Annotated in this window: 25 protein-coding genes; 19 read left to right on the forward strand and 6 right to left on the reverse strand. The window is 29.0% G+C overall.

All coding sequences use genetic code 11. The features are described 5' to 3' along the window. Window positions 1–7 precede the first annotated feature (7 nt). From IPM32_08180 to IPM32_08195, 4 genes are all read right to left on the reverse strand, one after another. Window positions 8–1,687 carry a family 10 glycosylhydrolase gene (locus tag IPM32_08180; GenBank protein MBK8945235.1) on the reverse strand — a complete coding sequence of 560 codons (1,680 nt, stop codon included), beginning with the start codon at window positions 1,685–1,687 and terminating at the stop codon, window positions 8–10. 12 nt (window positions 1,688–1,699) lie between these two features. Continuing rightward, complete coding sequence (gene aroB, locus IPM32_08185) at window positions 1,700–2,788, reverse strand: 3-dehydroquinate synthase (protein ID MBK8945236.1); 1,089 nt, start codon at window positions 2,786–2,788, stop codon at window positions 1,700–1,702. After that, window positions 2,769–3,323 carry a shikimate kinase gene (locus tag IPM32_08190; protein MBK8945237.1) on the reverse strand — a complete coding sequence of 185 codons (555 nt, stop codon included), beginning with the start codon at window positions 3,321–3,323 and terminating at the stop codon, window positions 2,769–2,771. Before IPM32_08190 ends, aroB begins: the two co-directional genes overlap by 20 nt. A 68-nt stretch (window positions 3,324–3,391) precedes the next feature. After that, complete coding sequence (locus IPM32_08195) at window positions 3,392–4,084, reverse strand: outer membrane beta-barrel protein (GenBank protein ID MBK8945238.1); 693 nt, start codon at window positions 4,082–4,084, stop codon at window positions 3,392–3,394. Between the two features lie 220 nt (window positions 4,085–4,304). On the opposite strand from IPM32_08195, the gene IPM32_08200 reads away from it, so the two are divergent. Continuing rightward, window positions 4,305–4,913 (forward strand): DUF47 family protein, encoded by a 609-nt coding sequence (locus tag IPM32_08200; GenBank protein ID MBK8945239.1) that lies wholly within the window; start codon window positions 4,305–4,307, stop codon window positions 4,911–4,913. A gap of 9 nt (window positions 4,914–4,922) precedes the next feature. Further along, window positions 4,923–5,912 (forward strand): inorganic phosphate transporter, encoded by a 990-nt coding sequence (locus IPM32_08205; GenBank protein MBK8945240.1) that lies wholly within the window; start codon window positions 4,923–4,925, stop codon window positions 5,910–5,912. Window positions 5,913–6,057: 145 nt separating this feature from the next. Here IPM32_08205 and IPM32_08210 read toward each other — a convergent pair whose 3' ends face one another. Further along, window positions 6,058–8,145, reverse strand: coding sequence for a peptidylprolyl isomerase (locus IPM32_08210; GenBank protein MBK8945241.1), 2,088 nt, complete (start codon window positions 8,143–8,145; stop codon window positions 6,058–6,060). Window positions 8,146–8,365: 220 nt separating this feature from the next. Between IPM32_08210 and IPM32_08215 the strand changes: the two genes are divergently transcribed. From IPM32_08215 to IPM32_08290, 16 genes are all read left to right on the forward strand, one after another. Beyond that, on the forward strand, window positions 8,366–8,578 hold the full coding sequence (locus tag IPM32_08215; GenBank protein ID MBK8945242.1) for a hypothetical protein: 213 nt from the start codon (window positions 8,366–8,368) through the stop codon (window positions 8,576–8,578). Between the two features lie 27 nt (window positions 8,579–8,605). Further along, the gene (locus IPM32_08220) at window positions 8,606–8,818 is read left to right on the forward strand and encodes a hypothetical protein (protein MBK8945243.1); all 213 of its coding nucleotides are present in this window, start codon (window positions 8,606–8,608) and stop codon (window positions 8,816–8,818) included. Between the two features lie 34 nt (window positions 8,819–8,852). Further along, window positions 8,853–10,949 carry a sodium:solute symporter family protein gene (locus IPM32_08225; protein ID MBK8945244.1) on the forward strand — a complete coding sequence of 699 codons (2,097 nt, stop codon included), beginning with the start codon at window positions 8,853–8,855 and terminating at the stop codon, window positions 10,947–10,949. A gap of 208 nt (window positions 10,950–11,157) precedes the next feature. Further along, window positions 11,158–12,249 (forward strand): M48 family metallopeptidase, encoded by a 1,092-nt coding sequence (locus tag IPM32_08230; GenBank protein ID MBK8945245.1) that lies wholly within the window; start codon window positions 11,158–11,160, stop codon window positions 12,247–12,249. Window positions 12,250–12,258: 9 nt separating this feature from the next. Further along, window positions 12,259–12,555 carry an Asp-tRNA(Asn)/Glu-tRNA(Gln) amidotransferase subunit GatC gene (gene gatC, locus IPM32_08235; protein ID MBK8945246.1) on the forward strand — a complete coding sequence of 99 codons (297 nt, stop codon included), beginning with the start codon at window positions 12,259–12,261 and terminating at the stop codon, window positions 12,553–12,555. Between the two features lie 9 nt (window positions 12,556–12,564). Next, complete coding sequence (gene kdsB, locus IPM32_08240) at window positions 12,565–13,323, forward strand: 3-deoxy-manno-octulosonate cytidylyltransferase (protein MBK8945247.1); 759 nt, start codon at window positions 12,565–12,567, stop codon at window positions 13,321–13,323. Further along, window positions 13,324–14,277: a pyridoxal-phosphate dependent enzyme gene (locus IPM32_08245; GenBank protein MBK8945248.1), complete on the forward strand. Its 954-nt coding sequence runs from the start codon at window positions 13,324–13,326 to the stop codon at window positions 14,275–14,277. Between the two features lie 17 nt (window positions 14,278–14,294). Next, entirely contained in the window at window positions 14,295–14,708 is a 414-nt protein-coding gene (locus tag IPM32_08250; protein ID MBK8945249.1) for a cobalamin B12-binding domain-containing protein, read from the forward strand. A gap of 95 nt (window positions 14,709–14,803) precedes the next feature. Further along, a complete protein-coding gene (locus IPM32_08255) occupies window positions 14,804–15,916 on the forward strand; it encodes a DUF1624 domain-containing protein (protein MBK8945250.1) in 1,113 nt (370 codons plus the stop codon). A 1-nt stretch (window position 15,917) separates the two neighbouring features. Beyond that, window positions 15,918–16,952: a Holliday junction branch migration DNA helicase RuvB gene (gene ruvB, locus IPM32_08260; GenBank protein MBK8945251.1), complete on the forward strand. Its 1,035-nt coding sequence runs from the start codon at window positions 15,918–15,920 to the stop codon at window positions 16,950–16,952. Continuing rightward, the gene (gene kdsA, locus IPM32_08265; protein MBK8945252.1) at window positions 16,949–17,764 is read left to right on the forward strand and encodes a 3-deoxy-8-phosphooctulonate synthase; all 816 of its coding nucleotides are present in this window, start codon (window positions 16,949–16,951) and stop codon (window positions 17,762–17,764) included. Before ruvB ends, kdsA begins: the two co-directional genes overlap by 4 nt. Beyond that, on the forward strand, window positions 17,765–18,742 hold the full coding sequence (locus IPM32_08270; GenBank protein ID MBK8945253.1) for a KpsF/GutQ family sugar-phosphate isomerase: 978 nt from the start codon (window positions 17,765–17,767) through the stop codon (window positions 18,740–18,742). After that, on the forward strand, window positions 18,739–19,272 hold the full coding sequence (gene lptC / locus IPM32_08275; protein ID MBK8945254.1) for an LPS export ABC transporter periplasmic protein LptC: 534 nt from the start codon (window positions 18,739–18,741) through the stop codon (window positions 19,270–19,272). Before IPM32_08270 ends, lptC (IPM32_08275) begins: the two co-directional genes overlap by 4 nt. Continuing rightward, window positions 19,272–20,636, forward strand: coding sequence for an LPS export ABC transporter periplasmic protein LptC (gene lptC, locus IPM32_08280; GenBank protein ID MBK8945255.1), 1,365 nt, complete (start codon window positions 19,272–19,274; stop codon window positions 20,634–20,636). Before lptC (IPM32_08275) ends, lptC (IPM32_08280) begins: the two co-directional genes overlap by 1 nt. Before the next feature lie 2 nt (window positions 20,637–20,638). Next, window positions 20,639–21,382, forward strand: coding sequence for an LPS export ABC transporter ATP-binding protein (gene lptB, locus IPM32_08285; protein ID MBK8945256.1), 744 nt, complete (start codon window positions 20,639–20,641; stop codon window positions 21,380–21,382). 298 nt (window positions 21,383–21,680) lie between these two features. Then, complete coding sequence (locus IPM32_08290; GenBank protein MBK8945257.1) at window positions 21,681–22,499, forward strand: T9SS type A sorting domain-containing protein; 819 nt, start codon at window positions 21,681–21,683, stop codon at window positions 22,497–22,499. Window positions 22,500–22,531: 32 nt separating this feature from the next. On the opposite strand, the gene IPM32_08295 is transcribed toward IPM32_08290, so the two are convergent. Continuing rightward, window positions 22,532–24,124 (reverse strand): aldehyde dehydrogenase family protein, encoded by a 1,593-nt coding sequence (locus tag IPM32_08295; protein ID MBK8945258.1) that lies wholly within the window; start codon window positions 24,122–24,124, stop codon window positions 22,532–22,534. A 116-nt stretch (window positions 24,125–24,240) separates the two neighbouring features. Between IPM32_08295 and IPM32_08300 the strand changes: the two genes are divergently transcribed. After that, entirely contained in the window at window positions 24,241–25,179 is a 939-nt protein-coding gene (locus tag IPM32_08300; GenBank protein ID MBK8945259.1) for a PEGA domain-containing protein, read from the forward strand.

Consider the following 25,179-nt stretch of genomic DNA (forward strand, 5'->3'; position numbering starts at 1 on the left):
AATTAATTTAAATTGTATTTAAAATTTCTTCCCTTTTATCAATAAGGAAAATAATCTTAATTGATTCAATTTCATCTAAATTCTCACTTAATTTTATAATATTTTCACCAAGCTCAAATTCAAACTCAATTTCTTTGTAAGTATTTTCTTTAGTTAAAATTCCAACCATTGCTTTCTGTTTTTCAAACGAGTGAACTGATAATAAAAATTCATCTTCATTTTGTTTTAATAAAATTGGAGAAATATTAATTGCAGATTCCTCTTTTAACTTTTCTAAAAATGGCACTTTAACCAATACTGGATTAGAGAAATTAACTTCGTTCCAAAGTCTATCAATTTTTCCAATATTATAATTGAATAATAATTTTGTCGGATTTGAAAATTTCAATTTTGCTTGTCGTTTATCTAATGATATAATTCTGGTAATAGTTTTTTGTTCAGTGTTATCATACAAAACATAAAATCTTATTTGATTAGGAGTTTTTAAAGCATGATTATTATCCCAGCTTAAAATTATTTCTTTGGGAGAAATTTCTTCAACTTCACAATTTAAATTTTCAATTGGCTCGGAATTATCCAAAACTTTCCACGGCATTTCAGCGGGAAATGCAATATCAGTATAATACTTTTTTGTATTATCAATATGTTCATACCTAAAAAATGAAACTCCGGCGGCACCAATATTTCTCGCATATTCTATCATTTTATTTAATTGCGGAATTACATCTTCTTTGTAAGCTCCCAATCCAAGAATAATATTTTTACTGTAAGCTTTCTCAACCCAATCTTTTGCTAAAACATCAAACTTGGGATTTTTATCAAATCCCCAATATATTTGCGGAACTAAATAATCAACTAAATTTTCTTTTAGCCAAGTTTCAGAATCTTGATAAACACTTGAATATCCTTCCCAACCGGTTGCACCAACTAAATTTTTTCTAATTCCAATTGGGGCAATTCCAACTTTTAAATATGGATTTATTGGTTTAGCCGTATCTTTAAATTTTCTTAAAATTGTTGTTAAATTATTTCTTCGCCAATCATCTTTAGAAATATTAGAACCGTTGCACTTAAAATATTTTTCATCAGAAAAATCACTTCCCGGATATCTAAAAAAATCTAAATGAATTCCGTCGATATCATATTTGGATGTAAGCTCAATCATTAAACTAACAAGATAATTTTGAACATCTTCAATTCCTGGATTTAGCCAATAAGATGTTGAGCCATTTTCTGAATATTTTACAACCCAATTTGTATGGGCACTTTTTACATGTTTAGGATGTTTAGAAATTTTTTCATCATTCCCGATGAAACATCTTATCATATTTACCCATGCGTGAACTTCCAAATTAAATTCTTTACCAAGTTCTATTACATATTGCAACGGATCATATGAAGGAATTTTGCCGACCGTCCCGGTTATATACGGCGAGAAGGGTTCGATTTCGGAATTATACATTACCGTTCCATTACTTCTCACTTGGAAATAAACTGTATTGAAATTTTTTTCTTTTATAGTTTTAAACATATCGCGAAGAGTTTTTTTCTGATATTCTTCATCTGTTGTGTTTGGAGGCCAATCCAATTTAAGATTTGTTGTAAGCCAAACTGCGCGGGTTTCTCTTGGTATTTGTGCAAATAAATTTATTGAAATGACTAATTGCAGAATTAAAAAAATTTTCAATTTATTCATAATTTAGAAATGTACAATTGCTTCTGAAATTGATTGGTTAATTAATTGCGACTCAACACTAATATCGGTAAGGATTGTTCCAACACTATTCAGCAATACTAATTTTATTTTGTTATCTCTATTCTTTTTATCTTTTTGCATAACACTAAAAATTTTTTCATTATCAACTTTGGAAAGTTTTATTTTGTTAGAAAACTGTAATAGAAAATTTAAATTTTCATCAAAATTTATTTTGTCAATTAAATTTAATTTTAGCGAAAGATATAACGCACAAGTAATTCCAACAATTACGGCTTGTCCGTGTTTTAATTTATGATTTTGTTGAACTTCAAAAGCATGTGCAAAAGTGTGACCCAAATTTAAAATTTTTCTAATTCCACTTTCTTTTTCATCGACTGTAACAACACTTCCTTTAAATTTTACTGATGTGAAAATAACTTTAGTAGTTATTTCATCATCATTTGTAATAATTTTATTAATATTTTCTTTTACGAATTTGTAGAATTTTTTATCAATCAAAAACGCATATTTTACTATTTCACCCAAACCGCAAATTATTTCATCATTAGGTAATGTGCTAAAAAAATTTGTATCAATTAAAACAAATTTTGGCTGATAAAAAGTGCCGATAATGTTTTTTGTGCTTTCAAAATTTATTCCCGTTTTTCCACCGACTGAACTATCAACAGAAGCTAAAAGTGTTGTGGGAATTTGAACATATTTAATTCCACGCATATAAGTTGAAGCAGCAAATCCGGCAACATCACCAATAATTCCGCCGCCAATTGCAATTATTATAGAATCTCTACCAAAATTATTCTTAATTAATTCTGAATGAATTTTTTGAACGGAATCAAAACTTTTATTTTTCTCGGCTGATTCAATAATTATTTTTTTTACTTTTTTTTCTAAAGATGAAAATGCGTTATCAATTACTTTTGAGTAAAATTTATTTACATTTTTATCAATTACTAAACAATAATCTTGATAGAAATTTTTATCTTTAAGAAAACTTATAATTTGGGGGAAAATATTTTTCCCAAGAAAAACTTCATATTCATTATTCGGAATATTAATTTTTATTTTTTTCAAGTATTACTCTATTTATAATTTTAACAAATCTATCTACCGTTTGTCCAATTGGAGAATTATCAACATCAAAAATTAAATCTGCTTGACTGTAATAAGGTTCTCTTTCGTTCAACATTGAATTTATTTTTTTTAGAAAAACTTCTTTCGGATTTTCCGCAATCACCAATTCCTTAAATAAAGGTCGATCTGTTTTCTTTTTTATCCTTGTATAAATTACATCTGGCGCAACTCTTAAATAAATTAAGTGTCCATTTTTCTTTATGAAATTCAAATTTTCATCATTTATTAATGTTCCGCCGCCCAATGAAATAACCACATTATTGTTAGATGACAAACTTTTTAATTTTTCACTTTCAATTTCTCTAAAATAATTTTCACCTTTAGTTTCAAAAATTTCTGTAACAGTTTTTTTTTCGTCTACGCAAATTTCAACATCAAGATCGAAAAAATTCCAACCAATACAATTTGCAAGAATTCTTCCCAACGTACTTTTTCCACTTGTCATAAATCCGGTTAGATAAATTCTTTCAATCATTTACATTTCAAAATTTTGAAAGCAAATATAGTTAAATGAAAATTAAGAGACGAAGTGTTTGTTAAAATTTAGAAATGATACGCGATGCCAATTCTGAAAGTAATTCCATCAATATTAATTCTGGAAATTAGATTATTTGAAGAAACCGAATAAGTGCTGCCTTCATAAATAACAGTTTTATCATTGTATTTATTGGTTACTTTAAAATCCGGATCTCTAAAACGAATTTCACCACGAAAAGAAATATTATTCAAAACTAAATAATCCATTCCCGTACTTACTTGAATTCCATAACCAATTTCCGAATCGACCTTATCAAATGAGACATTACCGAAATTTCTTGTTCTATTTCCCAAATAAATTCCCAAACCACCGCCAAAAAAGAATTTAAAATCTTCTGTAGAAAAAGGAAGAAAATAATAAATAGAAAGTTCGATTGGATAAATTTCAAATCCATCTTCAACAATAAACAAAGGAGAACTTAAATTTCTACCTTTTTCACTATTTGATAAATACTCAGTAGAAATTCCGAGAATAATTAAATCATTCAATTTAAATCTAAAATCAAAAGAATAATTTTGAAAATCACCAATATCGAAATATTGATTTTGATCAAAAATATCAGCGGCATTTGGGTTTAGAAAAATTTTTGATGATGTAGTATAATTATATCCAATTCCAATGGAAAAATTATTTTCATCATATTGTGCAAATAGAAATCCGGTATTCAGCAATAAAAAATATGTTAAAAAATTTTTCATAAGTGAAGCGATATTAACTAAAAATATTGTTGAGGAAAAGTGAAAAATTTAGTTGTTAATATTAAAATATAAAGTTTTTTTGAATATTTCGAAAATTATTTAGATAAACAGATAATAATACTCCAATGTATATTTTTATTGGTCAATAAATCAAGTTTACCTAACTTTAGCAATTCAAAAAATAAATTATCATAAATTTCTTAAAATATTATGGTGAAATATGTTTAAAAAATTATTACCAAAAGAAGAAAAATATTTTGAAGATTTCAAAACTATGATTTCGCAAATTGAGGAAATGGCGGTTATTACGGAGAAAATATTCTCGTTTGATGATCAGAAAGCTAATATTCTTAAAATGAAACCTCTTGAATTAAGATGTGATGAAACTGCGCAAAAAATTACAAAAAGATTAAATAAAACTTATGTTACACCGTTTGATAGAGAAGATATTTTTGCATTAATAAAAAGATTGGATGATATTAGTGATATGCTTTTAGGTGCAACCGTAAGAGTTGAAACTTTTAATATTGCAAAAAAAATTGAACATGCTGATAAACTTGCATTAATAATTAGAGCACAAGTAAAAGAACTTGGCGTTGCAATTCAAGATTTAAAAGTTAAGAGAACAAACGAATTGAAAGCAGTGAAAGATCTTGAAGGTGAGGCTGATAAAGTTTACCAACAAGCAATTAAAGAATTATTTGAAAACGAAAAAGATGCAATTGAATTAATAAAGAAAAAGGAAATTATAGATATTCTTGAAAGAACCAGCGATAAATGCCAGTCAACAGCTAATGTAATCTTAGCAATTTTTATAAAGAATACCTAAGAAAACACTATGGAAATTGTTTTATTGATTATTGCCCTCGCACTTATTTTTGATTTTTACAACGGAATGAATGATGCTGCAAATTCTATTGCAACAATTGTTTCTACAAGAGTTTTAACACCTTTGCAAGCTGTTACCTGGGCGGCATTTTTTAATTTCATTGCAGCATTTGCATTTGGTGTTAGTGTTGCAACAACAATTGGTAAAGGTTTAGTTGAAGTAAATGTTGTTGATAATTTTGTGATTTTTTCCGGAATTGTTGGAGCAATTATTTTAACTGCGACTGCAACTCATTTTGGGTTACCAATTAGCGTTTCGCACGCAATTATTGGTGGTTATGGCGGTGCAGCAATTACTAAAGCCGGAATTGGCGCAATAATAATATCCGGATATACAAAAGTTATAATTTTTATTTTTCTTGCTCCGCTGATTGGATTTATTGGAGCTACTTTTTTTTCAATTATAACTTTGTGGATTGTTAGAAATCAATCACCTAGCAAAGTAGATAAATATTTCAGAAAACTTCAATTAGTTTCGGCAGCAGTTTACAGTCTTAGTCATGGCTCAAATGATGCACAAAAAACAATTGGAATAATTACAATTGTACTTTTTACAAATAATTTTTTGGGTGAAACATTTTACGTTCCGTTTTGGGTAATTATTTTAAGTCATACTGTTATTGCATTAGGAACAATGTTTGGCGGCTGGAAAGTAATTAAAACACTTGGAATGAGAGTGACAAAACTTACACCATTTGGCGGATTTAGTGCTGAAACTTCTGCCGGATTTACAATTATTGGTGCAACTTTAGCCGGAATTCCGGTTAGTACAACACACACAATTACTGGATCAATTATTGGAGTTGGATCTTTAAAAGGATTTTCTGCTGTACGCTGGGGTGTTGCGAGAAATATTTTGTGGGCTTGGATTCTTACAATTCCTTTATCGGCAATTTTTGCAATGATAACTTATTTAATCGCAACCGGAATATTTAAATAGAGAAAAAATAATTTTTGATTTTAATATTTTATTATTTGCTGAGAGGATTATTCAAAATTATATATTGAAAATAAATTTTAATCATTTCAACTATTCAAAAAAAAAGCATCTTTAAGATGCCTTTTCGATTTCAACAAAATTATTATTATCTAAAAAATTGATATCTATTATCTTCTATATTCGCATCTTTCTTTAATCCTTCAATCCATTCAGAAAATACCATATTTTTCTTTTGAGCTAAAAGATTTTCTCTAATTGAATTTTTCTGAATAGAATAAATTGTAGAATCAATAGGTGTTCTTTGAGTTACTTTTAAAAGATAATATCCTCTTGATCCTTTAACCGGATTTGTAATTGTATTTATTTTAGAATCTAATGAAGCTTGAGTAAATGCCAAATCTCTTCCAACTCCGGGTACATTTCCGTTTGGTGCAAAATTTGAAACGCCAGAAACTTTAACTTTACTATAAACTTCGGCAGCTTTTGAAAAATCGTTTGTATTTCCAATTTTATTTTTGATTTCTTCTGCAATTGATTTTGATTTATCGAATTTCTTTTCTTTAATCACTTTTGATTTAATAATTTCCTTTACTTCTTCTAATGGTTTTTTGCCGGCATCGGTAATTTTTGAAACTGTTGCAACTACATAACCAGCCGGAACTTTAAATACAGAACTTACATCATCAATTCCATTCTCAAATGCAAATTTTATTAAACCTACATTTGCTCCAAGTCCGGGTATAACTTTTGATTCTTCTGTAAAAGGAGAAGTTTCTTTAACTTCAATTTTTAATAATTCTGCTTCAGAATAAAAATCTTTTTTATCGGCAACATATGCAAAATCATTAGCTTTATCATAAGCTCTATCTACAGTTGTAGCAGAAGCTTTAACTTCATTTACAATTTTTTCAACAACATATTTTTTATCACTTTTTCCGGTAACTTTAATAATATGATAACCAAATTGAGTTCTAACTGGTTTTTGAATTTCTCCGACTTTTCCGTTAAAAGATGCATTTTCAAATTCTTTTACCATTTGACCTTTGCCGAACCATCCTAAATCACCTCCGTTTCTAGCACTTCCATCTTCTGAAGCTTGTTTTGCTGTTGCTTCAAAATTTGCACCTTTTACTAATTGATTATAAATTCCGTCAATTTTAGTTTTTGCGGCATTTTCATCTTGACCGTGTTTAATTAAAATATGCGAAGCTTTTACAAGCATATCTTTGCTGGTTACAAAATCGTCTACTTTGTAAACAACATAACCTTCATTTGTTAGAACCGGACCAACCAAACTTCCTTTTTCAGCTTTAGAAATTTGTAAACCGGCTTCTCCGCCAAACATTGTTAAAGCAAGTGTATCTTTTGAATAAGGTTTTTCGGAATAAATATCCACATAAGATTTGAAAGTTGTTGTATCATCTGCTATTTTTTTAACTATTGCCAATAAATTATTTTTCACACTCATCGAATCATCTTTTGTTGCACCATTGCTGAAAAGAACATATTTCAATTGTCTTTGAGCATCAACTTCAAACTCTTTACTATTTTCTATATAATATTTTTCGATATCCGCATCATTAACTGAAACTTCATTATCAGAAATAGAATTTATATCAACAAAAGCATATTCTGTAGAAATTTTCATATTTTGTTGAATAAAAGCATCTTTTACATCTTGATCACTAACAATTATTGATGCATTTAAAAAACTTGCTAATTTTTGTTGAACTAATTGCTGACGAACAATATTTTCTGTTTGAACCATTGCTTCTTTGTTTTGCGGATCATAAATTGCTTGATCGTAAGCTTGTCTATTAAATTTTCCGGTTGAATCAACAAAATATTGTGTAATTATCTGAGGTGGATTTGGTCCTTGAATAATATCTAAAATTTCTTGATCTGTAACTGTAATTCCTAATTCTTTAATTTTCTCATCAATTAATTTTTGCGAAACTAAATTTTCCCAAACTTGATCTCTGAAAGCATCCATTTGTGTTTCTGGAATTTCTTGTCCCGTTCTTTGCTGTTGATCTTTTCTATATTGCTCAATTAAATTTGAATATTCTTGGTAAGAAACACTTATACCGTTTATCGATCCAACATCGTTGCTTCTTGTTGCAATAATATCTGAAACTCTTGAATCAGAAAGTACCATAAATAATACAAAAAGTCCTCCAACTGTAATAATAAACCATGGAGCAAGACTTCTCATTCTTGCCATCATTCCCATATCTAACTACTCCTTTATTTCGAAAGTAAAAATTTTTAGCTAACAAAGTTAGAAATGGATAGTTTTAAAAGCAATGTTTTAATTTTTAATTCATTTTTCAACTTTTTAAAGAATAGCAAAACACTCTGATTAAAATGTGACTCAAAAATAATTTGCTTGTAAAAAATGGCTTCGTTAAGTTTAGTTTTAACAAAATCAATTAATGAAATTTGAGATTGTTATGAACAATTTTTTTGAAGTTTGGGGATCATTTATTTATTTGTATTTAGTCGGCGGAATTTTCTTTTTTAGCGGAATGTATATTATTAAAAAAAGCGGTGCATTAAATACAAAAAGAAAAAGTCATAAATTTTGGCTCAAAACTTTGTATGGCGGATTTTTATTTTTCTTTAGCATACATTTTTTATCCATAATTGCTGCTTTATATTTATAGAAATTCAATAAATTTTTTAGGAGTAATATGATTACTTTTGCTGATACGTGGATGCCTTTTATCTATTTATATGTTGTTGGTGGACTTTTTTTCTTAAGCGGAATGATTATTGTGAAAAAAGCAAAAGCGGTCAATTTTGAAAAAAAACGTCATCGCTATTGGTGGAATATTTCAATTTTTGGTTACTTTTATTTTATGGCAATTCACGCAATTTTTATAATTGCAGCACTCTATTTTTAGTTCAAAAAATTTCAAACAAAATTAGAATTTTATTATGGAAGTACATCATAGTTTAGGATCTTCAACCGATTGGATAGTTATGGTTGTTTACTTTATTGTTATTATGGGATTTGGATCATATTTCAGTAAATATAATAGAACAACAACTGATTTCTTTTTTGGCGGAAGAAGATTTGCTTGGTGGCTTATTGCAATGAGTATTGTTGCAACCGGAGTTGGAAGTCATAGTTTTATCAAATATTCAGCAAAGGGTTTTGAAGCCGGATTTTCATCCACAATGACTTATATGAACGATTGGTTTTTTGTTCCGTTCTTTATTTTTGGCTGGCTTCCAATTATTGTTTATACAAAAATTAGATCAATTCCAGAATATTTTGAAAAAAGATTTTCCCCCTCAACAAGATTTCTTGCAACAATTTTACTTTTGTTATATATGATTGGCTACGTTGGCATTGGATTTTTAACAATGGGAAAAGCAATTTTGCCTTTACTTCCTCCAGAATTTACAATTTTTGGAATTCATTTTGAAATTACTTTAATGGGATTGATAGTAGTAATTGCTCTAATTGTTGGAGTTTATATTACTTACGGCGGACAAACCGCGGTAATATTTACAGATTTAATTCAAGGGTTTGTTCTAATTTTTGCCGGAATGTTGGTTTTCTTTTTGGGAATTGATTACATAGGCGGATTTGGATTATTTTGGGAACTTCTTCCAACTACTTGGAAATTGCCGTTAGCAAATTTTAATAATCCCCCTGGATTTAATTTTGTCGGAATTTTCTGGCAAGATGGAATTGCCGGTTCTGTTGGATTTTTGTTTATGAATATGGGTTTAGTTATGCGTTTTATGGCAACCAAAAGTGTTGATGAAGGAAGAAAAGCTGCAACATTTAATATTCTCTTTATGCTTCCGCTTTCTGCAATTGTTGTGGGAAATGCCGGCTGGATTGGAAAAGCAATTTCAACAATAAATCCATCAATTGTTCCTCCAGATACAAATCCAGATAATATTTTTGTTGTTGTAGCTAATGTTATTTCACATCCGGGAGTTTTTGGATTTGTAATGGCTGCACTAACTGCAGCTTTAATGTCAACAGTAGATACATTACTAAATGCAACAGCGGCTGTTTATATTAATGATGTTCATCGCCCAGCAAAAAAATGGTTAGCAAGAAAAGTTAAAAGTATAAAAGAAGAAGATAAACAAGAATTATTTGCTGCAAGAATTGCAACTGCTTTGTTTACAATAATGGGAGTTTTAGCTGTTATACCTTTTAGTGCTTTCCCAACCGTTTATGAAGCTCACGGATATTTTCATTCAACTTTAACACCACCTTTAGTAGTTGCAATTTTCTTAGGTGTCTTTTGGAAGAAATTTACAAATGCCGCAGTTATTGCAACATTTGTTGTTGGAGTTGCATTAATGGTTTTAGGAATGTATTATCCGCGACCATTAATTGAAGTTTTTGCCCACGGAACTGCTTATGATCCGGCTCATCCTTATACTTATATTGGAGCTTTATATAATTTATTTGTTTGTGTATTTGTGGGAGTAATTACTGCTCTTACAAGAAAACAGCAAGTTTCGCTGGTGAAAAAAATTAAATCAAACCCAAATCATAAATCAATTGTTTCCGGAATTACATTTTTATCTGGTGCATTTTTTGTTATGATAATTTTTAATGTCGCCTCACTTCCAATCCTAATGATTCTATCAATCTTGATGTTAATATTTGTAGTTATTTCTGCAAATTATTATTCGAAATATTCTGAAGAAACTCATACTGAAGGCTTAACAGTTTGGGGTTTGGCTAAAGCTAAAGAAATGTTCAAAGGCAGTAAAGTAAATGAAACTGATGGAGAAGTAATAAAGGTAAACTGGAAACTTGTAAATTCAAGTGAAGATTTAATGTGCTTTTCACAAAACGATATGAAAAAAATGTCGGCAAATCCGGGCGATTTAGTTTACATTTCTGACGCAAGAAAAATTTTAGGTGGACTAAAATCCGTTCATAGCACTTTCGGAAAACCTCATAATGAAGATGGAATTGTTTACATCACACAAGAACAAATTGATCAAGGTCAATTTGTAGCAGGTAAAATTTTAACTGCTGAAAAGGAAATGTGATAAAAACAGTATAAGAGTAAGATTAGGATTAAGAAAAATTTGAAAAAATATTATAAAATCTATTTTGAAGTTTCTTAATCTTACTCTTAATCATTATCTTAATCTTCTTTTTACAAATTGAATACAAATAATTTTACATCTAACTTCACAAAAAGCACAAATCAAAAAAAAAGTGTAATTTTAGCACAATAAAAAAATTATACTTTTCATGGATTCTAAAAAATATAATAATGTAAAACTCGGTTTTGGAATTGTAAAATCAATTCTAACTTTCATACTAATTTTAGTTCTTCTTCTTTCCGGATTAAGTGAAAAATTAGAAATTTATGGAGATTCACTTTTCGATTCAAAATATCTTACTTTAATTTTTTACGTAATTATTAGCGGTGTAATATTTTCAATTCTATTTTCCCCAATCAATTTGTATACAGATTTTATTCTTGAGCACAAATACAAATTATCAAACCAAACTTTTTTTGCATGGATTTGGGAAAATACAAAAGGTACAATTGTCGGTGGAGTAATTGGAATTCCGTTATTATTAATTTTTTACTACGTTCTTAATTATTATCAAGAAATGTGGTGGCTGCCGTTTGCAATTTTATTGTTTTTTGTTTCAGTAATTTTAGCGAAAATTGTTCCAATTATAATTCTTCCAATTTTTTACAAAGTATCGCCAATTGAAGATGAAGATTTGCGAAATAGAATTTTCAAACTTTCAGAAAATGTTAATTTAAAAGTTGAAAATATTTTTAAATTCAACATGAGTAAAACCACAAAAAAGGCCAATGCCGCATTTACTGGATTAGGAAAAACAAAAAAAATTCTTTTGGGAGATACTTTAACAAATGAATTTTCTAACGATGAAATTGAAACAGTAATTGCTCATGAACTTGGTCATTACAAACATAAACACATCATTAAAAATATTGTAATTGGTACAATTTCAAGTTTTGTAACACTTTACTTACTTTCATTATTATATTCAAATTCTATAAGCTGGTTTGGATTTTCAAACATTACTCAAATTGCTGCACTTCCAATTTTATCACTTTGGGGAATGTTGATCGGGTTAATTCAAACTCCTCTTACAAATATTTTATCAAGAAAATATGAACACGAAGCTGATGAATATGCGATTAGAAGTACAAATAAAAAAGATGTTTTTATTAAAACTTTAGATAAATTAACAGAACAAAATTTAGGTGATAAAGAGCCTCATCCTTTTGTGGAATGGTTTTTTTACAGTCATCCATCAATTAAAAAAAGAATTGCTTTTATTGAAACCATAAAAATTTAAGAGTGTAAAATGTCAGTAACAATTCAAGATGTAAAAAAAATTGCCGAGCTTGCTCGATTAGAATTTACTGAAGAAGAAATCGGAAATTATACAAATGAGATGAATCAAATTCTTAATTATATAGAAAAGTTAAATGAACTTGATACAGAAAATGTAAAACCACTATCTCATCCAATTGAAAATTCAAATGTATTTAGAGAAGATATTTTGAAGGAAAGTACAAATAGAGAAGATGCTTTAAAAAATGCTCCCGATAAAACAAATGAACATTTCAAAGTTCCAAAAGTAATTAGTCAAAATAAATAATAAATAAAAATGATTGTAGGAATTATTCCGGCAAGATTTGCATCAACAAGACTTCAAGGAAAACCATTAAAATTAATTGGCGGAAAGCCAATGTTGCAACATACTTACGAAAGTGCGAAAAAATCCAAATTGCTTTCCGATGTTGTAATTGCGGTTGATGATGAAAGAGTTTACAATATTGCAAAAAAATTTGGTGCGCAAGTTGAAATGACACCAAAAGATATGGAAACCGGTTCTGATAGAATTGCCTTCGTTGCAAAAAAATTATTTACCGCAGAAATTATTGTAAATATTCAAGGTGATGAACCGTTTATTCCGGGAAAAATGATTGATGAAGCAATTGAACCTTTGCTATTTGATAAAACTGTTTCGGTTTCAACTTTGGCAAAAAGAATAACAACCGTTGATGAATTAAATTCGCCAAATGTTGTAAAAGTAGTTTTCGATTATAATAATTACGCTCTATATTTTTCTCGTTCGCCAATTCCTTATGTTCGTGAAGAAATTTCTGATAAACAAAAATTGCGTGTTGCGGATATTTACAAACACATCGGACTTTACGTTTACCGGAAAGACAAATTGTTAGAGTTTACAACTTTAAAACAAACAGATTTGGAAAAGTTTGAAAAACTTGAACAATTGCGAATGCTTGAAAATCAGATGAGAATAAAAGTTGTGGTTACAGATCACGAAAGTATATCTGTTGATACGGAAGACGATTTGGAATTAGCAAAATTATATTATCAACGAATTCAAGAGAATGTATAAATGAAAATTCCACAGAAAATATCACTAGCAAATATTCCAACTCCGTTTACGCAAATTGAATTTAATGGAAATAAATTTTTTATAAAACGAGACGATTTAACCGGAGTTGAACTTACCGGAAATAAAGTTAGAAAATTAGAGTATTTACTTTACGATGCGAAAATGAAAAAAGCTGATTATGTTTTTACACGAGGCGGAGATCAATCAAACCACGCAAGAGCAACTTGCATTGCAGCGGCTTCATTAGGAATTAAATCAAAACTCTTTCTTTGGGGGAATTCAAATCAAAATCCGGATGGAAATTTATTCCTTGATAAATTTGTCGGAGCTGAAATAAAATTTCTCACAAAAAAAGAATATAAATTTGTTGATGATGTAATGTTGGATGATCAAAATGAACTTTCAAAAAAGAAATTAAATAGTTACATAATTCCTTCCGGCGGTTCTTCTCCTTTGGGAATTTGGGGATATATAAATTTTGTTAAGGAACTTGCGGAACAAACAAATCTTAAAAAATTCAATGGAATTTTATTGGCAACCGGAAGCAGCGGAACAGCTGCGGGAATATTAGTTGGTCAAGCTTTACTTGGTTTAAATTTTAGAATTTTCGGAATTAGTGTAATTGAAAAAAAAGAAATTGTGAAAGAAGATATAATAAAATTAACTGAAGAAAATATTAAAGAATTTAATCTGAAGTTAAAACCAAATTTTAACAATTTGGAAATTTTGGATAATTATTCTGAAGAAGGTTACAAAAATATTTCTCCGAATAAAATCAATTTATTCAAAGAATTTTTTATGCAGACGGGAATTTTACTTGATCCAACATATACCGGCAAAGCATTTTATGCATATAATGATAATTTCATAAATGCAAAAAACAATAAAGTTATATTTCTTCATACCGGCGGAATTTTTGGAGTTTTTCCAAAAATAAAAAATTATTTAGCTTAAAATTTATTAGGTAATTAATGGAAAAGAAAATTAGAGTTTTAATTGCAAAAGCTGGATTGGACGGGCATGATAGAGGTGCAAAAGTAATTGCTGCAGCTTTGCGTGATGCGGGAATGGAAGTTATTTATTTGGGCTTGCGTCAAACTCCCGAAATGATTGTTAGTGCAGCAATTCAAGAAGATGTTGATGCAATAGGGTTAAGTATTTTATCGGGTGCGCATATGACGATTTTCCCCAGAATATTAGATGAAATGAAAAAGAATGAAATCAATGATGTTTTACTTTTTGGAGGTGGAATTATTCCCGATGAAGATATAAAAAAACTTAAAGAATTAGGAGTTGGTGAATTATTTACTCCCGGTGCTTCAACAACAGAAGTTGTAACCTTTCTTAAAAATTGGGTAAAAGAAAATCCGAGAACAATATATTAGGGTTTCATTTTAACTTTTACATTTCATAGGAAAAATCGTTGGTTTTTTAATCATCACTTTTTGATTATTTTTACCCCTAATTGAAATTTATATTTATGAAATCAAATCAAAAAAGAAGAGTTGTATTTATAGATTTAATGCGTGCATTTGCCGTACTTATGATGATTCAAGGACATACAACTGATACATTTCTTTCTAATGAATATAGAAATACCGAATCTGCTGCATATAATTTTTGGTTGACAATGCGCGGATTTACAGCGCCGATTTTTATGTTTTCATCCGGATTAATTTTCACATATTTATTGAAGCCGGATAAATTCGATTTTTTTTCGAATCCAAGAATAATAAAAGGAATTAAAAGAGGTTTTACTTTAATAGGAATAGGATACTTACTAAGATTTCCTACTCACAGAATTTTTGACATTGCTTCCGTAAGTAAATATCAGTGGGATACTTTTTTAACCGTAGATGCACTTCATCTAATTGGTGCAGGATTGCTTTCAACTATTACAATTGCATTTTTTACAAATTACTTAAAAATTCATTTAAATCTTTTACTTGGGATTGCAATTATAATTTTATTTATTGTTAGTCCGCAAATTGCAAAAATCGATTGGGATAATTATTTACCTCAAATTTTAACGGGATATTTGTATAGTAAAAACGGTTCCTTTTTCCCTTTATTTCCTTGGCTAATTTATGTTTTGTCCGGAGCAATGTTAGGTTATTATTTAAGTAATAATGAAGGAATTTACTTTAAGAAAAGATTCTCAATTTTACTTTTCACAATTGGAATTTCTTTAGTTGGATTTTACTTAGGAATTTATGCTTTTAGTCATTTGCTTCCACAAAATATTTCAGATTGGCTTTATGCAAATTCAATAATTATTGCAAGATTAGGTTACGTAATTATTGCAAATAGTTTAATGGCATTTATAGCCAGAAATTTCAATCATATTCCCAAAATTATTTCTGATACCGGAAAAAAAACTTTAATGCTTTATGTTGCTCATGTAATAATTTTGTACGGTTGCGCATTATTTCCCGGATTTAATAAATTCTGGGGAAAAACTTTAACAAGTTATCAAACATTAGTTGTTGTATTTTTAATGTTAGGATTGATGTTTTTACTAGTTTTATATTCGGATAGAATTAGTAATTATTGGAAAAATAAATTCACCTTTAAAAAAGTTAAAGTGATATAAAATGAGAGAATCAGAAAATACAAATCCAATTTTATCTGAAGATGAAAAGAATTTTGAACAAAGTATTAGACCAAAAGTATTTTCAGATTTCACCGGTCAAAAAAAAATTACTGATAATCTCAAAGTATTTATCGGAGCTGCACTTAAACGAGGTGAAAGTTTAGATCATGTTTTGTTAACTGGACCACCCGGATTAGGAAAAACTACGTTAGCAAACATTATTGCAAATGAACTTGGTGTAAAATTAAAAACAACATCCGGGCCGGTTCTTGAGAAACCGGGAGATCTTGCAGGACTCTTAACAAACTTAGAAGAAAATTCAGTTTTGTTTATTGATGAAATCCATCGGCTAAGTTCAGTTGTTGAAGAATATTTATACTCCGCAATGGAAGATTATAAAATTGATATAATGATTGACAGCGGCCCAAGTGCTCGTACTGTTCAAATTAAATTGCCAAAATATACATTGGTTGGTGCAACAACAAGAGCCGGATTGTTAACTGCTCCCTTACGTGATAGATTTGGAATAAAATCAAGATTAGATTATTATGAAAGTGAATTACTTTCTGAAATTATAAAAAGATCGGCAAAAATTCTAAATGTTAAAATTGATGAAAATGCTGCTGACGAAATTTCGCGAAGATCACGAGGAACTCCACGAATTGCAAATCGTTTGTTAAGAAGAACAAGAGATTTTTCCGATTATGAAAATTTAAATAAAATTGATTTAAGTATTGCGAAAAAAGCACTACAAGCTTTGGAAGTTGATAATTTTGGACTTGACGAAATGGATAAATCAATAATTCTAACAATTATAGAAAAGTTCAAAGGTGGTCCGGTTGGATTAAACACATTGGCTGTTTCGGTTAATGAAGATCCGGGAACAATTGAAGAAGTTTACGAACCATTTTTAATTCAACAAGGATTTATTCAACGTACACCACGCGGAAGAGAAGCAACAGATTTGGCTTACATTAGATTTAATAAAACAAAAAAAAATATTAAACAAGATAATTTGTTTAATGGCGAAGTATGATAGTTGAAATCGGTAAAATAAAAATTGGTGAAAATTTTCCCTTAGTTTTGATTGCTGGACCTTGCGTAATTGAAAATAGAGAAATTACTTTTACTACGGCAGAAAAAATTAAGGAAATTTCAAAAAAATTAGATATTCCATTCATCTTTAAATCAAGTTTTAAAAAAGCAAACAGAACAAGTCTAAATTCCTTTACCAGCTTGGGTTTTAACGAATCAATTAAAATATTGGAAGATGTTAAGAAGAATTTCAACCTTCCGATTTTGACAGATGTTCATACGGAAAATGATATTGCAAATGTTTCTGAAATAGTTGATATTCTGCAGATTCCAGCATTTCTTTGCAGACAAACAGATTTATTAATTGCAGCAGGTAAATCGGGAAAAATAGTTAATGTTAAAAAAGGACAATTTTTAGCTCCCGAAGATATGAAGCATGCGATAGAAAAAATTGAAAGTACCGGAAATAAAAATATTTTATTAACAGAACGCGGAACAACATTCGGATATCATAATTTAGTTGTTGATATGAGATCATTAATAATTATGAAAGAATTTGGATACCCAATTATTATGGATGCAACACACTCGGTTCAAATGCCAAGCAATTCAAATGTAACCGGAGGTGAGCCGAAATTTATTGAGCCGTTAAGTAAAGCTGCAACAGCTGTTGGAATTGACGCGATATTTTTAGAAGTTCATCCGGATCCGAAAAATGCACTAAGCGATGCTGGGAGTCAATTACAGCTTGATAAATTAGAAACAGTATTGCAAAAAGTTTTGGCAATTGATAAAGTAGTAAAAGGATATTAAATGTTTGATCTAGAAATTTTAGATAAAGGAAAAAAAGTTATTGAAATTGAACTTGATGCTATCACAGAATTAAAATCAAGAATAAACAATTCATTTGTTGAAGCCGTAAAATTAATCTATAATGCAACTGGGAGAATAATTTTTACCGGAATGGGAAAATCCGGATTAATTGCCAGAAAAATTGTTGCTACGTTTAACTCAACTGGAACTGCAGCATTTTATTTGCATCCCACAGATGCACTTCATGGTGATTTGGGAATGGTTAGAAAAGGTGATGTTGCAATTTTAATTTCCAAAAGTGGAAACACTGAAGAACTGAAAAATTTGATTTTAATGTTTAAAAGATTGGAAGTAAAAATTATTGGAATTTTAGGAATAATGAATTCAACAATTGCAAAAGATTGCGATGTAGTTATTGATGCAAGTGTAAAAGAAGAAGCTTGTCCATATGATCTTGCTCCAACTTCATCAACCACAGCAGCTTTGGTAATTGGAGATGCAATTGCAATTGCAGTGTTGGAATTGCGCGGATTCACTCAAGAAGATTTTGCAATGCTTCATCCGGCTGGAAGCTTAGGGAAAAGATTATCACTAAAAATTTCTGAAATTATGTATAAAGCTAACGATTTTCCATCTGTAAATGAAGAAGCATCAATTAAAGATACAATTTTAGAAATGACGAAAAAAAGACTTGGCGCAACTTGTGTCTTAAATAGTAATGATGAACTAATTGGAATTGTTACTGATGGTGATTTAAGAAGACAACTTGAGAAAAATCTTGATTTGAAAAATTTAAAAGCCAAAGATATTATGACGAAAAATCCTAAAGTAATTAATGAAAATCTTTTAGCTTCATTTGCACTTCAGCAAATGGAAAATTACAATATAACTTCTTTAGTTGCATTGAATGAAAATGGTATACCTGTTGGGCTTGTTCATCTTCATGATTTGGTAAAATTAGGTTTGCAAAATAGATGAAAAAAATCTTTCTAATAATTTTGTTACAATTCATATTTATTTTTTGCGGTGAAGAAAAATTAAAACCTAAAATTGATAATTCAATAAACAGTAAAGAAATTCCAGATCAAGAAAGCAGAAATGCAAAAATTACTTTTACTGAAAATGGAAAATTAAAAGCGGTTCTTTTTTCGGATATTATAAAAGTTCTTGGAAATAAGAATGAAAAATATCTTGAAGGAGTTACTGTTGATTTTTATAATGAAGCTGAACAAAAAAATTCCCGACTAACTTCGAAAAAAGGAAGAGTTGATGATTTAACTCAAGATATGTATGCTATAGAAAACGTTGTTGCAAAAAGCGATAGTGGTGTTACACTTACTACCGAAGAATTAATTTGGAGAAATAAGACTAAAAAAATAATGACAGATAAATTTGTTAAAATTGTAAGTGATAAAGAAATTATTGAAGGTTATGGATTTGAATCTGATCAAAGTTTACGCAATTATACAATTTTTGATATTACTTACATAACAAATGTTGAGCAGTAATGAAAAAAAATATCCTAATAATTTCTATTCTAATTTCACTTCAAATAATCGCTCAAAGCAATCAAAAGCAAATTACAATTATTGGCGATAGTTTAAAGGGTAAACTTATTGAAGGTGAAAACATTCGAGAAGTAATTGGAAATGTTATAATCACTCAAGATGATGTTACAATAACTTGTGGAAAAGCAATTCAAAATATTAATAAAAATTCTGCAATACTTATTGGCAATGTAATTTTAACTCAAGATAGTGTTGTTATAAAAACAGAAAAAGGAAATTATTTTGGAAATGAAAAAATTACAACTTCAGATACATTAGTTCATTTAGAAAATAAATCGACAAATTTATTTGCAAATTCAGGTAAGTATGATTTAAATACAAAAATTGCAGAATTTAAAGGTGATGTTTTATTTTATGATTCAGTAACAACTTTGCATTCGCAAAAATTAATATATGAAAAGGATATTGAGAAAATTATTGCAACAAAAAATGTTGAAGTTTCCGATTCAGTTTCTAAAATCAACTCAGATAGTTTAATACATTTTAGGATTTCAAAACTTACAGAAGGTTTTGGTAAAATTAAAATTTATAGCAAAGAAAATAATGTAACAATTTTTGGAAATCAACTACTTGATGATAAGCAAAATAATATATCGAAAATTTTCGGGAATCCGTTTTTAACACAAATTGAAACACTTAGTGATTCAACTTACGATACGCTGTATATTCAATCAAAATATATGGAAGCAAAAAGGGACAACAATTCAAAATTAATTGCCATTGATTCGGTGAAAATTATTCGCGGTGATTTTTTATCAAATAACGATTTCACAATTTACGATCAAGCTTCTGAAGAAATAACAATCCTAAAACAGAAAGAAAAACCAATCCCGATTTTATGGTATGAGAAAACACAAATTACCGGAGATTCAATTTATATTTTTTTAGACAGCAGCAAAATTAAAAATGTGGATATTATAAATAATGCAATTATGATTTCACAAGATTCTGTATATCAATTTAGGTTTAACCAAATGTCTGGAGATTCAATTTATCTAAAATTTAGTAATGGAGATTTGGTTCAAACAAATGTTTATGGAAATGTATTAAGCATTTATTATTTATTTGAAGAAAATGAACCGAATGGATTGCTAAAATCAAGCGCAGAAAAGTATAAAATATTTATAGATGAAAATAAAGTTACGGATGTAAAATTATATGGAAGTCCGGTAAGCGAATATCATCCTGAAAATTTAGTTGAAGGAAATGAAAAAGCATTTACGCTGCCAACATTTATTCTGTACGAAAATAAACCGGATAAAAAAATATTTGAAAAAATGTTTAAAGAATTAAATAAAAATTAATTATGACAGAAATATCAACATTACGAAGTGAAGATTTAATAAAAGTTTATAAAAAGCGAACCGTTGTAAATAAAGTTTCCGTAAATGTTACACAAGGTGAAGTGGTTGGTCTGCTTGGTCCAAACGGTGCCGGGAAAACTACAACTTTTTATATGATTGTCGGAATGATTAAACCAAACGACGGCAAAGTTTTTTTGAATCAAGAAAATATTACTGAATTGCCAATGTACAAAAGAGCAAAAATGGGAATTGGTTATCTTCCGCAAGAAGCTTCCGTATTTAGAAGATTAAGTGTGGAAGATAATATTATGGCTGTTTTGGAAATGACAAAATTATCGAAAACTGAAAGAAAAGAAAAACAAGAAAAATTGCTTGAAGAATTAAGTATTGCACACATTAGAAAAAGTAAAGGATTTCAATTAAGCGGCGGCGAAAGAAGAAGAACAGAAATTGCTCGCGCGCTTGCGACCGATCCGGATTTTATTTTGTTGGATGAACCATTTGCCGGAGTTGACCCAATTGCCGTTGAAGATATTATGAGCATTGTTGCAAATCTTAAAAACAAAGGAATTGGAATATTAATTACAGATCACAATGTTCATGAAACTTTAAGCATTGTTGACAGAGCATATATTTTGATAGAAGGGAAAATATTCAAAGACGGAAAAGCCGATGATTTGGCAAATGATGAAGAAGTTAGAAAACTTTATCTTGGTGAAAAGTTTAAGTTAGAGAGATATGAATAAATTTAGGTTTTGATAATATAAAAATATTTTAAAAATTTCTTTAATTAAATATTTCTTAAATAAATAATTCAATAATTAGACATAATATCCCAATAATAAAATCTCTTCACAAATAATAGTCATAAATTTTGTCAAATCGAATTGCTTGTCTATCAAAAAAAAATGTATAAATTTGTGACACAAATCAAGTTCATATTGTACTAAAATGAAACATGTTCTAATTACTGATTTTTCTAACCCAACGAAGAAAGGAGTACAAAATATGAATAGATAATATATACACTTTTTAGGGGGTAAGATGGTCAAAACTTTTTTTTTAATTTTTACAGCTTTATATATTTCACTTTTAGCTCAAAACGATTATATAATCAAACTCGTAAATCCAATTCAAATTGATAATAAAAACTTAGAATTTGATGTAACTATTAATAGCACGGGCCCGGATTTTATATTATCATCCTATCAATGCGCGTTTACTTTTGATTTAACTTTTGATAATAGTGATTCAATATCTTTAGAGTATGCTGTAAATTCTTCGGAATTAGCAAATATTCCGGTTTACATTATTGGTTTTGATACTTCAGATCAGCAAAACAAATTAATATTTATTTCTGGAATTGGTAATGACATAATAGCTGGAAAAGAAAGATTAATAGGAAAATTTAGAATTAGTTCCACAAAAGAATTTACCGAGGAGTCCTTAAATTTGAAATGGAATTTTACGGGTGCAGTAAATACAATTTTGACAGACATTAATTTTTTTAATATTACTGAACCAACAAATCATATTAATTTTGATAACACAATTACCGATGTAAACGCCGAGAAAATTCTTCCGAAAAAGTATTCGCTGGAGCAAAACTATCCAAATCCGTTTAATCCTTTAACAACAATTGAATACACAATTCAATCGGATTTGAAAAGTACTACTACTGATGTAAAATTAGTCGTATTTGATATTTTAGGAAGGAAGGTTAAAACTTTGGTCAATCAAAAGCAAAAATCCGGCAATTATGAAATTAAATTTAATGCAGGAAATCTTGCCAGCGGAGCATATTTTTATAAATTGGAAGCAGGAAATTTTACTCAAGTAAAAAAAATGATTCTTTTAAAATAATTTTTGTAGAGAATTTTAAACTTTAAAAAAGATTACGAATTAAATTCTTTAATAATTTTTTTTATTTCTTCTTCACTTATTCCACTTCCGTAATTTCTTTTATCAGAAATATTTTTTAGAGTTGAAAATTTATTTTGAGAAGTTTGAAAATTTACAACCGGATTTCCCGCTCGTGCACGTAATCTTTCTTCAATTTCATTTAAAAAACTACCGTTTTGCGAAAATGAATTTCCTACTTTTGAGCTACCAAATGTATTTACAGAATTTCCTTTATTAATTGGATTTGTTTCGAAAGCTAAAGTTTTTATATTCATTAAATGTTTTGCCGTAACATTTTCAGAAATTATTGAACCTCCCCAAGTTCCAACACCTAAAGTCATTGATGGATCTAAAGCAGTAGTATAACCAACCGCACCTAGTGAAGATGGAGAATTTACAATAATTCTGAATGCAGGTTTTTCCATCGCAAATTTCATAATAATTTCTTGATCATTTGAATGAATTGCCATTGTATGTCCAATTCCGCCAAAATTCAACAAATCTATACATTTATGACATCCATCCAACCAGCCGTCAACAATATAAAATGCTAAAATTGGGGAAAGTTTTTCAACGGAAAGCGGTTCATCTTTTCCGACTTTTACACAATCTGCAAATAAAACTTTAACAGAATCTGAAACTTTAAATCCGGCATATTGAGCAATAAACTGCGCAGATTTTCCAACTATATCGGGATTTATTCTATCTTCTTTCAAAACTGCTTTTTCAAGTTTTATTTTTTCATCATTATTTACATAATAACCGCCATTTGCTTCTGCAAATTTTCTAACTTTTTCAGTAATTGGTCGATCAACAATCATAGCTTGTTCGGATGAACATAAAGTTCCATTATCAAAAGTGGTTCCGTAAATAATATCTAAAACAGCTTTTTCATAATTTGCACTTCTCTCAATAAATGCTGGGACGTTACCGGAACCAACACCATATGCTGGAGTTCCGGCACTGTATGCAGCTCTAACCATTGGCGTGCTTCCGGTTGCTAAAATTACAGCAACATCTCTGTGTTTCATCAAAGCATCTGTTCCTTCCAAAGTTGGAATTGACATGCATTGAATTAAATCTTTTGGCGCTCCGGCAGAAATTGCCGCATCGCTCATAACTTTTAATGCTTCTGAAGTACACATTACGGCTTTTGGGTGCGGACTTGCGACAATTGCATTTCTTGTTTTAAGAGAAATTAAAGCTTTAAAAAATGCAGTAGATGTTGGATTTGTCGAAGGAATTAAAGCAGCTACAACTCCCATTGGTTCTGCAATTTTAACAATTTTTCCGTTTTCTTTTATGTCAATAATTCCAACTGTCTTTAAATCCTTAATTGAATTATAAACATCTTTTGATCCAAATTCATTTTTAACAATTTTATCTTCCCATTTGCCAAATCCGGTTTCTTGATGAGCCATTTTTGCAAGCCGTTCACTTGCATCAAATCCGGCATCTGCCATTGCTTTAATAATTTTATCAACTTGAGCTTGATTAAAATGTTTAAATTCCAGTTGCGCAGCTTTAGCTTTTGCAACCAAATTTCTTACTTCTTGTGTTGAACGAATATCTTTATCTAATTCCATTTTCTACTCATTTTAATGCCAAAATATACTTACAATGTGTTTTTTTAGCAAATTCTTAAAATGGTTAAAACTTAATTTTATTTTTGTTAATTTTTAAGTAAATAATTTATTGAATTATGAAAAAAATCTTTTTGCTTATTTTAATTTTTGTCTTCAATACTTGTCGCTCCAAATTGCCGATTGAATCAGATCCTGGTTACGGAAAAATTTTTATACAATCAAATATTGATAGTTCTGAAATTTTTCTCGAAGGAACTTTTAGCGGAAAGTTTACACCCGATACTTTAGAAATATTAGCTGTTACATATAGAATAAAAGTTGCAAAAGAAAATTATTTTTCTGAGGAGAAGGAAATTACAATAAATAAAAATAAACTTGTTGAGAGTAATTTTAATCTCAATGAAAATAATTTAATAAAAAATGTTTTTGTTGAACTTTTTTCATATTCTTACTGTGATACTTGTGATGTGAGTAAAATAATTCAAAATATAAATCATGGAAACGACGAAAAAATATTTATAATAAATTATGCATCAGACTATCCGAATTATGATGAAGTATTTTATTATGATTTTTGGAATGGTATGATTGCGCGCGGTGATTATTATGATATTCTTCAAATTCCAGCAATTTTTGTAAATGGTAGTAGATCATACAATTTACAAAATGAAATTACTCGTGAATTTAAAAAGAATATAAATTTTACAATTTCTGTTTATGATAGTTTAGTTGATGGAAATGGAATGAATATAAATATTTTTATTGATGTTTCTGATTTACACGGAATTGATTTTAATTCGCTTGTTTTAAGAAATGCTCTTGTTGAAAAAGAAGTTGATGTAAATAATTCAAACAAAAAAGTTCAGTATATTTTAAGAAAATTCATTCCGGATTTTAACGGAAAATCACTATCGTCAATATCAGCAAGGGGAAGAGCAAAGTTTGCAGAATTTACTTTGGTTGATCCTCATTGGAATAAAGAAAATTTGTATGTAATTTCTTTCGTTCAAAATGAATTAACAAAAGAAGTTTTGCAAGTTGGAAGTTCTAAATAA

Source organism: Ignavibacteriota bacterium (assembly GCA_016716225.1).
Lineage (GTDB): Bacteria > Bacteroidota > Ignavibacteria > Ignavibacteriales > Melioribacteraceae.